Source organism: Marinomonas sp. AWM4_232 (genome assembly GCF_056158325.1).
In genome coordinates this window covers 2045656-2060889 of sequence record NZ_JBSWTA010000001.1, presented here as the reverse complement: position 1 = coordinate 2060889, position 15234 = coordinate 2045656, and the positions used below count along the sequence as shown (strand labels likewise).

The window sequence follows — 15234 nt, the reverse complement described above, 5'->3', positions numbered from 1 at the left end:
TTGCAAGCGATTATCATTAGCAAAAATTTTACATTTGAATGCTATTTAATGACAACCAGACTCTCAACCATCAACCACTGGGCACGATGGCTGCATATTTACAGTGCTGCGCCAGTGCTCTTACTGATGCTGTTTTATTCTCTGACTGGGGTGCTGTTGAACCATACAGCTTGGCACCTAGGAGAGACTCGACAAGTCAACCAAACATTTGATTTGCCGGAATACTTGCTCGAACAAGATTGGCAGACAGAGTCTGCGCAAACCGCATTTGGTGTCTTAAGTTGGTTGGACATCGAACACGGTATTCATGGTGTTGATATTGAAATTGGCTGGGAATTGGAAGAGTCGTTGCTGATTCTTAACCTAGAAACCCCAGAGGGTAGCTATACCGTTGAAGTCTACCCAGAGGATGAGGTCGCTGAGCTGTTTGTGCTCGATTTGCCATTTTTAGAAATGCTTAACAACTTACACCGTGGCAAACACGTGACGGGGTTTTGGCGCTTTCTCTCGGATTTAGCTGGCATTTGTATGTTTGTCTTTTGCGCTACTGGACTGTGGTTGCTTTTGACTAATGCCTTACAACGACAAAGTACGTTGAGCTGGGTTGGGCTCGGGTCAACTGTCATGGTAGTGACTATTTTTCTAATGCATTAACAAAGGAGAGCTTGATGCGCTCACTGTTTAAAACTTCTATGTTGGCCGCAACGCTAAGCTTTGCCGGTATTACGCATGCAGCGTCAATGGAGGTGTCTTTCGATATTCCTCAAGTAACGACTGGTAAATACGCTCGCCCTTATGTGGCTATTTGGGCTGAACAAGGTAAAGAGTCTAAACCTCTGCTGGTCTGGCACTTACAAGGCAAAGAAGACAAATGGCTGAAAGACCTGCGCCGCTGGTGGCGAAAAATTGGTCGCTATGATGCCCATGTTGATAGCTTAACCGGTGCAACAAAAGGACCAGGTCATTACCAAGAAACCCTAGATCTTGGTGACTGGAGCGAGTTCACCCTATACATCGAAGCTGCCCGAGAAAATGGCGGCCGCTCTTTAGTGAAAACCAAAATTGACCTAAATAACGCCAAACAGTACAGCATCCCTGCAGATGCTGAAATCGGCCCCATCCAAATTTCCATTAACCCTTAAATAGTTAGGATTGAATATGTTTAAGACAAGTCTTTGTGCTTTGGCTATCGTTGCGACAAGCTCAAGCTTTGCTCACGATATTATGGTGTTACCAAACAAGTCCATTCTATCAGCAGTACCAGCAAATGTGGCCGTTGATGTGACGGCAACGCACAACGTTTACCGTTTTGATAAACCAGTTTCTCCTGATAATGTGACGGTTTACGGCCCTGACGGTAAGCGCATTCGTGACCTTGGCACCATGGTAAAAGGCGCCACTCGTACATCATTTGATCTGGCCGTCACTGAAGAAGGTACTTACAAGATCACCTATGGTTCCAGCATGCCTGGCTACATGACTACTTATGAAATAGGTGAACGCAATACTCGTAAGCGTCTACGTGGCAACCAGCAAGAAATGGCTGACCAAATCCCAGCGGATGCGAAAAACATCGAAACCATGAAAATGGGTCGTACTGGTGTGACATACATCACCAGCAAAGCACCAACGGATACGGTATTGAAGCCAAGCAACCAAGGCTTTGAAATGGTGCCAGTGACTCACCCAGCCGACTACATTAACGGCGAAGAAATCGAAATCAAAACTCTGATGGATGGCAAGCCACTAGCGGGTGCTAAAGTGGTAGTGAAAGCAGAATCGGCAATTTACGGCATTGCTGAAGAGCCTGTTGAAGTCAGCACGGATAAATCTGGTGTTGCTAGCTTTACTCTAGATAATGCAGGGCGTTATAGTGCCGCGGTATCTTACAGTGGCCCAAGCAGTGATCCATTGGCAGATAAAGAAGCCTACACTGTGTTCTACACCTTTGAAGTGGTGTACGAATAATGACCAAAGCTGCCTTAATACTGGGTAGCGCAATGGCTTTGCTTTCGAGCAAAGCCATGGCTCATTACCCGACCTTAGATTGTCAACTGAATCAACAAGAAGTGGTTTGCGTGGCTGCGTACAGCGATGGTTCAGCCGCCTACAACGAACAAGTGGAAGTCCGTAGCTATGACGATGACGTGCTGCAAACCCTTACCACAGATGACGATGGTGAAATTCGTCTCGCTCAGCCTGAGGGTGAATATTATTTAATCTTCGATCCAGGCCACGAAGATCCTGCTGAGTTCGACTATGCCGAATTCTAATATTGAGATCATTGCACCAGCGGATGGGCGCGGCGAGACCCGTAACTTTTTGTTAGTATGCGCCGCGGTACTGATTTGTGCCGTCATCTTGCTTTCACTGATCCACTCTGCATCTCCTAAAGCGTTGCCAGAATTGCCCAATCACCTGAGCAATTTAGCAACTCAGGTGAGCAACGCGGTAGAGGAGATCGAACTGCTGGAACAAGCAGAGCTGATAAATGCGCCATATCAGTTGACCGACCTCCCTTTCCCTACTTACCAAAACCAGTCATTTACTCAGCAAGACGAACACTGCTTTAGCTTGTTCCAAGGTCAATATGTGTTCGTTATCGAACGTCATGAAGAAGGCTGGGATGCTCACTGGGCACCATCAGAACAAGCCGTTGATTGCCACGCTTCTCTTGATTGGCATTCGCTTAACCAATAGGAACTCCCATGCGTTTACTTTTACTCAGTCTTTTGGTGTTACTCAGCTCACAGGCAAGTGCCCGTTTGCAAGTTGGCATCACATTGCACCCTTACTATTCCTACGTGAGCAATATCGTGGGAGATAAAGCCGATGTGCTGCCACTGATCGACAGTGGTTTTAACCCGCATAATTACCAACTAAACCCTGCCGATATTGAGCGCCTCAACAGTTTAGACGCGCTGGTAGTGAATGGCATCGGTCACGACATGTTTGCGACCAATACCGTTGACCGTCTCCACCCCAAAAACTTGACTGTCATTTACGCCAACAAGGATGTCCCTCTGATCGGACATGACGAAAAAGTAAACCCCCATACCTTTGTTTCCATTGACGCTGCCATTCGTCAGGTTTACACCATCGCTAAAGAGCTGGGTGCTTTAGATCCAGACAACAAGGCATACTTCCTTAAGAATGCGCTGCAATACGCGAAAAAGTTAAGAGCATTAAAGAAACCGGTTCAGCAAGCACTGCTAAATAAGGACGTTAGCAAGCTGCGTATTGCCAGCACACACGGTGCCTACGCTTACCTATTACAAGAGTTTGGCTTAACGGTTTCTGCCGTAATCGAGCCTGCCCACGGCGTTGCCCCCACTGCATCGCAACTGGAAGAAACCATCGAAACGATTCGTCAGCAGAACATTGATGTACTGTTCACTGAGCTGAACATGGAAAACAAATACGTGGATCTGATCGAACGTGAGACTGGGATCAAAATTTATTACTTCAGCCATATGACTCACGGCGCGTACAGTAAAGATCAAGTCGAGCAAGAAATGGGGCACAACTTAAGCAAACTGGCCGAGGCACTGAGTTCATGATGGGACCAAGTCTTCATTTATCTAATGTCGGTGTCACAGTAAAAGGACAAGTCCTCGTGACACCACTAAGCCTGCAACTAGAGGGTGGCTTGTGGCATGGCATTGCTGGCCCCAATGGCGGCGGCAAAAGCACCTTACTCAAAGCCATCGCAGGCCTTCACAATCATGTGGGGGAAATAGCCTTACATTGGCCGTCGGATCGTGGACAGATCGGCTACATGCCTCAGTTATCACCTTTTGATGCTTCTCTTCCCGTGACGGCGCTGGATTTCTTGCGCATGCATTGTGATAAGCAACCGGTATGGCGTCGCTATCGTGGTAACCCCAACATAGAGCAAGTCATTGAAAAAGTTAGCATTAAAGGGCTACTCAGTAAGCGCCTTGGCACCCTATCGTCAGGGGAGCGCCAGCGTATCCTATTAGCATGCGCCCTAGTATACAAACCCGACATTTTATTGCTGGATGAGCCGCTTGCAGGGGTCGACAAGGCGGGCCGAGAACAAATCATCGAGATTCTTTGCGCCTTCAAAGCAGAAGGTGGCTCACTCATAATGATCGAACACGACTGGCAAATCTTACAGGCTCATTGCGATACTCTGTCATGGATTGATGGCGGTTTGCAGCACCATGATGCCCCTGACGCCATTTTTACCAAGATAAACAGTCTTCATTTAGGTCTTCGTCATGCTAGCTAATCTACACAGTTTCTTTTCAGGGCTAGTGGACGCTGGCATCTTACCCACCATGTTCAGTTATGGTTTTGTGGTCAATGCCTTTATCGCCTGCCTGATGATCGGCCCTCTACTCGGCTTATTAGGCACCTTGGTGGTGGTCAAACGCTTGGCGTTCTTATCTGAAGCGGTTGGACACAGTGCGTTAACCGGTGTCTCTATCGGCATATTGATGGGAGAGCCCGTCACCGAGCCATGGATCAGTCTATTCGCTTTCTCGGTCCTATTTGCTCTAACACTGCAATGGGTACGAGGCCGAACGACTGTTCCCTATGATGCTTTGATTGGGGTGTTCCTAGCCTTTGCTTTGGCCCTCGGCGCAGCATTACTGATGTTTGTCGCGAAAAAGATCAATGCACACTTGGTAGAACAAGTGTTATTTGGTTCTATCTTAACGGCCTCCGCCTATGACTTAGTGATTTTGGCTTTCATCACCACCGTGGTTTTAGCCCTCGCGTTTTTCAGTGCCAACGATGCTTACTTGAACGCACTTAGCCCAGACATCGCACGTTCACGACGCATTCGCACCACGCTACATGATTATGGCTTTGTGCTACTGATTGCATTAGTCACGGTAGCAGCCGTCAAAATCATCGGTGCCATCTTGGTCGGGGCTCTACTGTTAATCCCAGCGGCCAGCGCCCGATTAATGGCTCGGGACTTACGTGGCATGGTGGGGTATTCCGTGCTGATCGCCACTACCAGCGCCTTGATTGGCGTGCTACTGCCCATGCATATGAAGTGGGCCATTGGCACAGGTCCCGCCATCATTCTGGTGGCGTGTGTTTGGTTTGTGATCGCTATCTCTGTTTATTCATTGCGTAAAGGAGGACAACCGGCATGCGCATAATCCTAATCAGTCTGTTCGCTCTTCTTGCCAATATTGGACACGCGGCTAGCCTCGCGACGGTGTCACCGATTGCCCACAGCATGAGCAGTGCTCTTAGCGAAAACACACCCATTGAGGTGACCTACTTACCCCCTACTCGCTTACCGATCAACCGTATACCGAGTTGGTTAAATCGCTCAGCAACGGAACCCATGGAGCACTTTGATGCCATCGTCAACATCAGCTCTATCCGTCCAGACCTCGCATTCTACGTGCCTTTACGTAGTCGTAATATTCGCATTGTGCCGATTGATATCGCCAAAGCCTTGATCCCTGGTGGAGAGCAAGTCGCAACCCATCAAGCTGATGAGTACTTTTGGCTAAATACCAATAATGCTCTGCTCATGCTCGGTATTTTAAAGCGAGACTTGTCCACCCTATGGCCAGAATACGCAGAGCAGATCAGTCAGAACTATCAAACGACTAGTGTGGCGTTACGTCAGTTAGCATTGGATATTGATGACGCATTACTAATGAAGGGTTATGACGCTATTCTGTTGGATAAATCCTCATTAGAACCGTTTAGCAAGGGATTATTGCTGCCCACTCTTGATGCTTCTGAAGCAGAGGGGTTAAACACCGTCACTCTCTCAAGCAAGGCTTCAGCAAGCACTTGGCAGGTAGACGACTTCAGTCGCTACAGTGATGTGCCATTTATTGAACGCTGGCAACAAGCTATCCAATCCATGCCGTAATTACTGTTTTCAACGTTCCAAACAGAGCGCTTTTCTCTCGACTATCTTGCTCGCCTGCTAAAGCGGAGTTCAGTTTCTGAACTCCGCTTTTTTCGTTCAAATTAAAACAATGCAAATTTAGTGTAAAAAAACGCAAATCAACTGTTCAAATAACACTCATTATCGTTTAGCATTCGCTTCTCATTAATATTAAAAATAACCTGTATAAATTTTGCATGGATCATTGAATGAAAAACGCGGCTCCTAGTTACACCCCTTTCAAAGTAGCACCCATCGCTATCGCGGTCAGCTCAGCACTCGCAATGATGAGCTCAACAGCTCTTGCAGCAGAGCAAAGTACCGTTGAGTTGGAACAGATTGAAGTAGTTGATACAGCGCAAGATGGCTATGCGGTGAAATCAGCTGCGAGTGTGAAATACACTCAGGAATTAGTAGATACTCCTCAGACAATCAATGTTGTCAACGAACAGGTTTTAGAGGATCAAGGCGTCACTTCCCTTGAAGATGCCCTACGTAACGTAGCAGGTGTTTCTACCTTTGGTGCAGGTGAAGGCGGTGGTGGTAACGTTAACACAACGGATAACGTTACCATTCGTGGCTTTGATGCAAACGGCAGCATCTACTCTGATGGTATCCGCGATGTAGCAGGCTACAGCCGCGACACATTCAATACAGAACAAATTGAAGTAGCGAAAGGTGCCAACGGCACTATTTCAGGCAAAGGTTCAGCAGGTGGATCGGTTAACTTAGTCACCAAAGCGGCAAATCTGCGTGGTGATGCCAACAGTCTATCAGCCTCTATTGATGAGGGTAACACACGCCGAATCACCACAGATTTTAACAAAGTACTCTCAGATGACAGTGCCGTCCGCTTGAACTTGCTAACACAAAATGGTGGCGACTACTGGGACAACGGTGAAGAAGACTACAGCACGTTCGCCATTGCACCATCGTTCTTTACAAAGATTAGCGATGATACGGATGTCACCTTCAACTTTATGCATATGAAGCAAGACAACACCCCTGTGATTGGTTTGCCATTTATTACTGAAACAGTTTCAGAAGCAACGGGCCTACAAGAAGGTATGATTGATGAGCGCTACTGGAGTAATTACTACGGTGTTAAAGGGCTAGATTTCGAAGAAGTCGATGCTACAACGCTGACAGCAATCATCAACCATCAACTTAATAACAGCTGGACCTTCCGCAACCAAACTCGCTTTGGTGAAACAGAAACCAAAAGTATTATTACACGTCCCTGGCCAAACTCAGATGGCACTTACAGCACTGAGCGTTCCAGCAATAAGTTTAGTGAGAACCAGCTGGCCGTTTCACAATTTGATTTCTTGGGCGAAGTCATGACGGGCTCAGTCAAACATGATCTTGTAGTGGGTGCTGAGATTTACCAAGAGACACAAAAGACACCAAGTGTAAGCTTGGATAATGTCGTGCGCTCACAAGCAAGCTATGATGTCACTAACCCAGGCATCACCACTGCAACAGGCTCATACACCGTAGACGGTTACTCTAAAGACGCTACCGCAACAGGCCTAGCCGCTTACTTAAGCAACACCGCCACGTTGAATGACAAGCTTCAATTAGCCGGCGGTATTCGCTTCGAAAAGTACAAAATCGACAGCACACAAGATACTCGTGACGAAGACAGGAATACTATATCCATTAATTCTGTCGATAAATCAGACCTAATTAGCTGGCATACTGCGATCAACTTTAAACCAACCAATAATAGTAGTATTTACGCATCTTTCGCCAATAACCAAGAACCTAACGGCAACAACTTATCATTGAATGGTAGTAGCGCTGAACAAATAGAAGAGTACTCAAGTCTTGATCCAATCGAGTCGGTTACCGCAGAAATTGGTACCAAGTGGGAGCTATTTGATGACAAGCTTTTGTTGGCCGCAGCGGTTTTCCAAACAAGGAAAGACGTTTACCAAACGGTTGATAACGTTCTAGAAGCATCCGGTGAGCAAGAAAGTAAAGGGGTGGAACTGTCTGCCACAGGCCAACTGACCGACACTCTAAGCATCACCGCCAGTTACACCCATCAAAATGCGAAAGTCACTGAAGCAGCAGATCGAACAAACCGCTCAGGAGAAGTTACCAATGCAACAGGGAATGGCTTGAGCTCTGCACCAAAAGACTCCGCTGCTGTGTGGCTGTCTTACCAAGGTGAGAAGCTCGGGCTAGGCTTAGGCGCTGAGTACAACTCAGGCAATGAGTACTGGCGTCAAAACCGTGTTTACTTTACCACCGGTGGTGTCACTTTGGTTAATGCCATGGCGAGCTACGCCTTTACCGAGAATCTGTCAGCGCAACTTAATATCGGCAACCTAACCGATGAACGTTACGCAACGGATTACAGCGCTAAAGGCCACTTTTTACCTGGCAACCCTCGTAACATCAAAGCCTCTGTAAAATATGACTTTTAAGCTGTAATCAGCTTGGCAAATAATAGCGAAGTTACTCCCCTTTCTTCGCTCTTACAGAGCAGCTGTGTTAGTTTTAGCACAGCTGCTTTGCCGTTTTAGCTTTTCATTTACCCTCATAAGAAGCGTTTCAACATGTTGTTACACCTCAAAAATATTCTCACCAAAGAACAAGTCAAAGAGATCCGCCAAGCCTTAGGTCAAGCCAATTGGCAAGATGGTAAACTCACCGCTGGCAACGCATCACGACAGCAGAAAAGCAACTTACAACTTAACCAAGAAGACCCATTAGCCCGCAAGTTAGGGGACTTTTTATTGCATTCCCTGAGTCAACGGGAAGACTTTATGGGCAGCGCTCTACCTGCCAAGATTTTCCCGCCGATGTTCAATCGTTACGAAGGGGGCGGAGCCTTTGGCTATCATGTGGATAACGCCATCCGTCAGGTGCCCAATACACCGGTAAAGATTCGCACCGATTTATCGATGACAATTTTCTTGAGTGAGCCAGAAGAATACGAGGGTGGCGAGTTGGTCATCCAAGATACCTTTGGCACCCAAGAAGTAAAGCTGCCAGCAGGAGATATGGTGCTGTACCCTTCAACCAGCGTACACAAAGTTAACCCTGTGACCAAAGGCGCACGTGTCAGCTCCTTTTTTTGGCTACAAAGCTTAGTGTCCGATAACGAACAGCGTCGCACCTTGCATCAACTTGATCAAAGTATTCAAGGACTCAGAAAAGAACACGGCGAAGAAAGCGAACACATCCAAAACCTAATTTGGGTGTACCACAACCTACTCCGCCAATGGAGCCAAACCAACTAATTTTCAGAACGTCGATGTATTAGGTTGGTACAAGCATTCGGACGTAATGTCCTGCACACTGGCACAGCCACACAGTGCCATGGTGGCTTCCAGTTCATCTCGTAGGATGCGCAAGCAATGGGCTACCCCCAATGGACCAGCCACGGCTAAAGCGTAAAATACCGAGCGGCCAAGTAATACCGCATCCGCACCTAACGCAATCGCTTTAAAGATATCACTACCACGGCGAATACCGCTGTCCAATAACACCGTCGTCTCTTTGCCTACCGCAGCGCGAATAGCAGGCAAGACCTCAATGGTAGCAGGTTGGCTATCGAGTACACGGCCGCCATGATTAGAGACAATGATGCCATCTACCCCAAGCGAGACGGCACGTTGAGCATCTTGTAGCGACATAACGCCCTTCAATAATAGCGGCAAGTTAGTTTGCTCACGTAACCAGGCTAGGGTTTGCCAATCTGCAGCTTGCCCCATCCAACAGGAAAAAACGGAGTCCCCTTGCGCTGCACTAGGCAGGCTTTCTAAATTCACCGCCCTGACGCCCTCTGGCAAAGAAAAGCCAGCTCGCTGCTCAGCATTGCGTACGCCGTTAATCGGCGCATCAGCGGTGATGACAATCGCCTGATAACCGGCCTGCTCTGCACGGCGCACAAGCTGCAAAGTGGTATCGCGGGAGGGCTGGCAATACAACTGGAACCAACGGGTGGCATGTGGCGACATTTGCGCCACATGCTCCAGAGGCGCACTGGCTAGGGTGGACAAACAAAACCCTACATTTTGCGCTACTGCGGCTTGGATCGTTCCCAGCTCTCCAGTGGGATGAGCCAACTTTTGATAGGCCAGCGGCGCTACCAACAATGGCATGGCTAGATGCTGGCCAAATAAAGTCTGCTGACAACCACCCTTGGCCATGTCTTCACATAACACACGCTGTTGTAACAGGATCTCATCGAGCTTTTGACGATTACGTTGGTACGTCAGGCCGTCCATAGCCGTTCCAGAGAGATAAGCCCATGTAGGCGCTGGCAATACTTCTTTCGCATGTTGCTCATAATCCGCTAATGAGCAAACGCCTACCGGGATGGTGGACATTCTAAAACCTCTTATTTTGTTCGTTGCGGGCGCTCTGCGGGCGGTGCAATGAAACGCACCACGCCCAAAAAACGCCATAGTTTGGCAAAGCTTTCTGGAGCAAAGTTCACTAGCACTGTCACCACGAGAGCGGATACCGTAATCAATAGTAGCCAAGTCATGATACCAATGCCGACACCCCAATGCTGAATCGCTGGGATCAAGGTACACAACAATGTTATCCAAGCAACACCTTGCAGTACACGGAACTCTTTGTTGGTAATGGCCATTTTCTTATAGAGGTCACGATGGTGCTTTTGCACCGACACGGCAAAGTGCATGAAACTAAAGAAGCTGACAATTAAAATCCCCCATAACGCGGTCATTTTACAGCTCCTTCTAAATTGGGTTTACGAGTGGCTGGTTTTGGGGATGCGACACGACGAGCCTTGTTCTGTAGATAACGCGCGGTGGCTAACATAATGCCGCCTAACAACAAACACATCACATCGAAACTTAGACGTAAGACATCCACATGAATGATGGCATGCAAAAGACTAGCGGAGGACGTTAGCGTGTCCAACACCGGAATCAAGCAGAACAATGCACCTGCAATTCCTAGCTGCACCACCCAAGCGCCTTTATTACGATAGAAAATCGCATGGAGCAATGACAACAACCAAGCCACAAAGAAACCATTAATTTCCCAGTTAATTCGATTCTCTAGGGTGACAGGCAATAAGCGGTTTAACCAGAAGTAAACGGCCACCGCACCACACAAACCGGCAATGCTGGCGATATTTGTGATCACGACTAATTCATAACCGAACTGACCCATCTGGCGTTTGGCACGCTTGACCGCCCACAATACCGAGCCCGTTCCCACCATAATGGTGCCCATCACGCCCGCTAAGAAAAATGCCCAACGGGTAATCGCATCGGCGAAACGCGCTTCATGCAAAGTACGCAGTACACCGCCGGCAGCACTGAAGAACGAGTTGCTTTCACTCGCTTTCGCTTGGTTACGCTCAATCTCTAATCCCGTAGCAGAGAAAGTAACGCTATTATTAGAGCCTCGTTCCATCATCAACATATCGCGATTCACCGGTGAAAAGACAAACGTCGCATCAGCCGTTAAAGGGTTCTGAATCTGTACTCGACCAATGTCTCCAGCAAATAAAGACTCGGCTTGAGTCAGCATGTTACGTAACGGTGGTGTTGCTATGTCTTGACGACCTTGATGACGAGCCGTTTGACGACCTTCGCCGCGGGTTCTTCGTTCACCTAAACGCTCACCCTCAGCTTCGCGAACATCACGATTCGGCCTTGCGCGAACTTCTGAAGTGTCAGCGCCAGCACGAGCACTGTCTTGTCCACGTGCGCCATTCATACCTTGCGTACGCTGCTCAGTCATACGCCCACCTTCGGTGCGATTGGCCGTCAACGTTGCTAAATCGCCTTGTCCACCACGTGGACCGTTCTCTGCCATTTGCTGTTGGGCATTAGGTGCTTGGTTACGTTCACCGCCGCCACCGCCACCGCCGCCACCGCGGGTGTTCTCCGTCCAAAATATCAAACTAGAGGACAACAGCAGCAAACCAGAAAAGGTAATCATAATGTGGAATGGCAACGCCAGTACCGCTGTCACCGCATGAGCATCCGCCCAGCCTAACGAGCGGTTCTTGGTGCGCATCATAAAGAAATCACTGAAGATTTTCCGATGCATCACGATGCCACTTAAGATCGCAATAAACATCGCCATGGTGGCGATTTCAACCACGGTTCGGGCAAAGCCTCTCGGCATACCATACAACTCAAAGTGGAAGCGATAGAGAAAGTCACCACCTCGTGTTTCTCGACTATCAATGGATTCGCCCGTTGCCGCGTTCAGGGTTTCTTGAGGGCCACGGCGACGCTGGTTTTCACCTTCATTCTGCCAACTTAGCCCCACCGTATTATCACGTACAGTCGGCAGAGAAATACTCCAACTATTGGCCTCAGGCGCCACCTCTGAAAGACGTTCATAGGCTTTCATAATCGTATCGTCGGTGATGTAAGAGGCATGCTGCTCAGGCGTCATCCAGTGACTAATTTCACCACGAAAATACGACAAAGTACCGGTTAGGAAAATCGCAAACAGTAACCAACCTAATAAAATGCTGCTCCATGTGTGCAGCCATGTCATGGTTTTACGTAGCGGCCCCTTCATACCGTTTGTCCTCCGAGCAACCACCAGCATCCCCACACCACTACGTTGGTACCCAACGCAATCCAAACGCTACGGTAAAGAGAGTTAATCGCCACGAAGGTCATAATAGAAAAGGCGTAATAGAGGAAAAACATAAAATGCACGATGGTGCGCATTTCACGCTCAGTGCCGCCAATAATAGCGCTGGTTAATAGGCTTAACCCGGCAGACAAAACATACCCGCCAATCAATGCCACAGCCAAACGGATCGCTAAAGACATCTTTGGCGATAAAGTGAGGTCATACCCTTTTTTAATTGCATGCAACATTATTCAACATTTCATCCCTATTTAAAAATGAGAATGATTATATTTACAAGCCGTATCCCAAGCGACAGCTCAAACGTAAAGTTAAGTAAATTAAAACCATTTTTATATTTTATTAATAATGTCTTTTATTCTTAATTTCATACTATGCACCACCTTCCTATCCTCTCGTCCCTAGATAGAGAAAAACTGCCGCATCAGAATAGCTTATCAGTGTGTTGCCTATGACTGTCCTGCATTTCGACTAGAACATAAATAATGTTGGAGATATTAAAATCCTCCGCCACTCCCCTGAGTGTTAATGATAATAATTTTTATTTGCAACAATATTTACATAAGTAATACAATACGCAAGGTAACTTTACATAATACAAACTAGCATTACTTAAAATCACAGGAGACAAAATGAGACCCATCCCTATTCGCAGCTCAGTGCTACTAGCGCTTGGCTTAAGCGCCACGGTTCCCGTTATGGCCAACTCAGCTACCATTTTAGAGACCATTCAAGTTACTTCCGCTAGCGCATCCGGAACGGCGACTGACAAAGCTATAGCGCCTGCCAGCATTGATATTGTGACTAATGAAGAGCTAGAGCGAGGAGCGTTTAGAGATATTAGCCAAGTACTGCAGTCGATTCCTGGCATTACAGTTGACCTAGGTCCATCAAGTAAGGGAGGTGTTGGGGAGATTTCTATACGGGGAATGGATTCGAAGTATACTTTGATTATGGTAGATGGAATTCCACAGGGGTCTAAACAGGCCTACTATAATGGCAATGGTTCTGGTTCAGAACTAGGCTGGCTACCTCCCGTGAGCAATATAGAACGCATAGAGGTGATAAAAGGTCCTATGTCCTCCTTATATGGTTCGGATGCACTTGGAGGTGTTATAAACATCATAACAAAGCCAGTGTCAGTAGAAACCACTGGACAACTTTCTCTAAATACTGTCATTCCAGAAAGCTCGGAGTCAGGTTCCCAAAAACAGGCTCAATTGAGAGTCAATGGTGCTTTATCAGAGCAATTGATTGGGACATTATCTGCTGAAACTTACCTACGTGATGAAGACAAGCGTGAAGGTGGGTATATTGAGCATAAACGTCACAAAATTTCAGGTAAGGTCGACTGGCAGATTTCAGCAAATCAAAAAGCTAGCTTAGAACTGGGAACAGCGCAGCAAAATAGCGAAGGGACCGAGAGCAACACAGGCTCAGACCGCACACTTGAAACGAAACGACAACATCAAACTCTGACTCACTCTATCGACTGGGGAGCAAATACCACCAACAGTTACATCAAACACGAAAAGATGACCAATCATACACAAGACTCAGTGTATGAACGCATCACGGCTAACTCACTTAATACACTAGCCCTTGAAGAACACCTACTTTCCTTTGGCGTCAATCTCCGTGAGCAAAGCACAGAAAACCCTAGCAGAGCGAAGCAAAAAGGTGACTTAGAGAGGTTTGATAGCGCTATTTTCGCTGAAGATGAATGGTTTATGACTGATACCTTCTCTCTCACTACTGGTGCTAGGTGGGTATACGATGAAAACTACGGTAGCGAATTTGTGCCGAGATTATATGGCGTATATACCCCTAATGACACATGGGTTTTTAAAGGCGGGGTAAGCGCTGGCTACCGCACGCCAGATTTGAAACAAGGAGATTCAAATTGGCTCGAAGGTGGAGGTGGCCGCAATACGGATGGTGCGGATATGGGGAACGATGACCTGAAACCAGAAAGTAGCGTATCGATGGAACTTGCAAGTATCTGGCAGGATAATCAGGGCAACAGTATTGGCGTAACCGCCTTTTTCACTGACTACACTGATAAAATCGAAAAACCTAAAATATGTGATCGTCGTGAAGGTAGCGACCTTGGTGATGTTAGCTGTAACTACTTTGGTTACGACTATGAAGCAGTATGGCAATATCAAAATGTAGACAGTGCTGAAGTGTATGGCATTGAGGTGGATGCAACTTGGCAAATGACAGACCAACTAGTCAGTACCTTTGGCTTTACTCAGACAGACAGTGAAATTACTTCTGGCGAGGATAAAGGCGAACCACTTTCGAGCAGACCTGAACGCACTGCGAGTATCAAATTAGATTGGCAAGCAAGTGATGATGTCTCTTTGTGGACTACAGCTAACTATCGAGGCCAATATGGCACTGATGAGGAGCGTCCGGGCTTCAGTCAAATTGATACAGGCCTTGTTTATCAGTATTCAGACTCCTTAAGTTTCTACGCGACAATTTATAATGCTGTAGATAAGACTATCGAAGATGAAACCTACGGCACACTTTTAGATGGCCGACGCTATAATTTAGGACTAAGCGCATATTTCTAAATTTTAAATGTGAAACTCGATATCAACGGGCGCACTGGCGCCCATTTTTTATATTTTAATCATCTTAAATTTACATAGCTTTACCAAGAATCATTTACATTCTTATTTACTTAATTTCTGCAATTTGTAAAGATTTCCCTCCCACTT

Annotated in this window: 16 protein-coding genes; 12 read left to right on the top strand and 4 right to left on the bottom strand. The window is 47.1% G+C overall.

From position 1 onward, the window contains the following. Nucleotides 1-48 precede the first annotated feature (48 nt). From ACXAC1_RS09775 to ACXAC1_RS09725, 11 genes are all read left to right on the top strand, one after another. Nucleotides 49-654 carry a PepSY-associated TM helix domain-containing protein gene (locus tag ACXAC1_RS09775; RefSeq protein WP_475061329.1) on the top strand — a complete coding sequence of 202 codons (606 nt, stop codon included), beginning with the start codon at nt 49-51 and terminating at the stop codon, nt 652-654. A 14-nt stretch (nt 655-668) separates the two neighbouring features. Further along, entirely contained in the window at nt 669-1142 is a 474-nt protein-coding gene (locus ACXAC1_RS09770) for a DUF2271 domain-containing protein (protein ID WP_475061328.1), read from the top strand. A 16-nt stretch (nt 1143-1158) separates the two neighbouring features. Then, entirely contained in the window at nt 1159-1968 is an 810-nt protein-coding gene (locus tag ACXAC1_RS09765) for a DUF4198 domain-containing protein (RefSeq protein WP_475061327.1), read from the top strand. Beyond that, nucleotides 1968-2273 carry a hypothetical protein gene (locus ACXAC1_RS09760; protein ID WP_475061326.1) on the top strand — a complete coding sequence of 102 codons (306 nt, stop codon included), beginning with the start codon at nt 1968-1970 and terminating at the stop codon, nt 2271-2273. The genes ACXAC1_RS09765 and ACXAC1_RS09760 overlap by 1 nt, the downstream gene beginning before the upstream one ends. After that, entirely contained in the window at nt 2260-2700 is a 441-nt protein-coding gene (locus ACXAC1_RS09755; protein WP_475061325.1) for an SH3 domain-containing protein, read from the top strand. Before ACXAC1_RS09760 ends, ACXAC1_RS09755 begins: the two co-directional genes overlap by 14 nt. A gap of 8 nt (nt 2701-2708) precedes the next feature. Beyond that, nucleotides 2709-3560: a metal ABC transporter solute-binding protein, Zn/Mn family gene (locus ACXAC1_RS09750; protein WP_475061324.1), complete on the top strand. Its 852-nt coding sequence runs from the start codon at nt 2709-2711 to the stop codon at nt 3558-3560. Then, on the top strand, nt 3557-4255 hold the full coding sequence (locus tag ACXAC1_RS09745) for a metal ABC transporter ATP-binding protein (protein WP_475061323.1): 699 nt from the start codon (nt 3557-3559) through the stop codon (nt 4253-4255). The genes ACXAC1_RS09750 and ACXAC1_RS09745 overlap by 4 nt, the downstream gene beginning before the upstream one ends. Beyond that, nucleotides 4245-5141 carry a metal ABC transporter permease gene (locus ACXAC1_RS09740; protein ID WP_475061322.1) on the top strand — a complete coding sequence of 299 codons (897 nt, stop codon included), beginning with the start codon at nt 4245-4247 and terminating at the stop codon, nt 5139-5141. Before ACXAC1_RS09745 ends, ACXAC1_RS09740 begins: the two co-directional genes overlap by 11 nt. Beyond that, complete coding sequence (locus ACXAC1_RS09735; RefSeq protein WP_475061321.1) at nt 5132-5875, top strand: hypothetical protein; 744 nt, start codon at nt 5132-5134, stop codon at nt 5873-5875. Before ACXAC1_RS09740 ends, ACXAC1_RS09735 begins: the two co-directional genes overlap by 10 nt. 227 nt (nt 5876-6102) lie before the next feature. Next, nucleotides 6103-8328, top strand: coding sequence for a TonB-dependent receptor (locus ACXAC1_RS09730; protein WP_475061320.1), 2226 nt, complete (start codon nt 6103-6105; stop codon nt 8326-8328). 132 nt (nt 8329-8460) lie between these two features. Then, complete coding sequence (locus tag ACXAC1_RS09725) at nt 8461-9147, top strand: Fe2+-dependent dioxygenase (RefSeq protein ID WP_475061319.1); 687 nt, start codon at nt 8461-8463, stop codon at nt 9145-9147. A gap of 3 nt (nt 9148-9150) precedes the next feature. Here the strand turns inward: ACXAC1_RS09725 and ACXAC1_RS09720 are convergent, their stop codons facing one another. Genes ACXAC1_RS09720 through ACXAC1_RS09705 form a run of 4 tightly spaced genes read right to left on the bottom strand, consistent with a single transcriptional unit; the run spans nt 9151 to nt 12735 of the window. Then, complete coding sequence (locus ACXAC1_RS09720) at nt 9151-10239, bottom strand: alpha-hydroxy acid oxidase (RefSeq protein WP_475061318.1); 1089 nt, start codon at nt 10237-10239, stop codon at nt 9151-9153. Between the two features lie 11 nt (nt 10240-10250). After that, nucleotides 10251-10604, bottom strand: coding sequence for a DUF3325 family protein (locus tag ACXAC1_RS09715; protein ID WP_475061317.1), 354 nt, complete (start codon nt 10602-10604; stop codon nt 10251-10253). Beyond that, complete coding sequence (locus tag ACXAC1_RS09710) at nt 10601-12427, bottom strand: PepSY-associated TM helix domain-containing protein (protein ID WP_475061316.1); 1827 nt, start codon at nt 12425-12427, stop codon at nt 10601-10603. Before ACXAC1_RS09710 ends, ACXAC1_RS09715 begins: the two co-directional genes overlap by 4 nt. Further along, nucleotides 12424-12735, bottom strand: a complete 312-nt coding sequence (locus tag ACXAC1_RS09705) for a hypothetical protein (RefSeq protein WP_475061315.1) — start codon at nt 12733-12735, stop codon at nt 12424-12426. Before ACXAC1_RS09705 ends, ACXAC1_RS09710 begins: the two co-directional genes overlap by 4 nt. Nucleotides 12736-13137: 402 nt before the next feature. On the opposite strand from ACXAC1_RS09705, the gene ACXAC1_RS09700 reads away from it, so the two are divergent. Continuing rightward, nucleotides 13138-15087 (top strand): TonB-dependent receptor domain-containing protein, encoded by a 1950-nt coding sequence (locus tag ACXAC1_RS09700; protein WP_475061314.1) that lies wholly within the window; start codon nt 13138-13140, stop codon nt 15085-15087. The last annotated feature ends 147 nt before the right edge of the window (nt 15088-15234 follow it).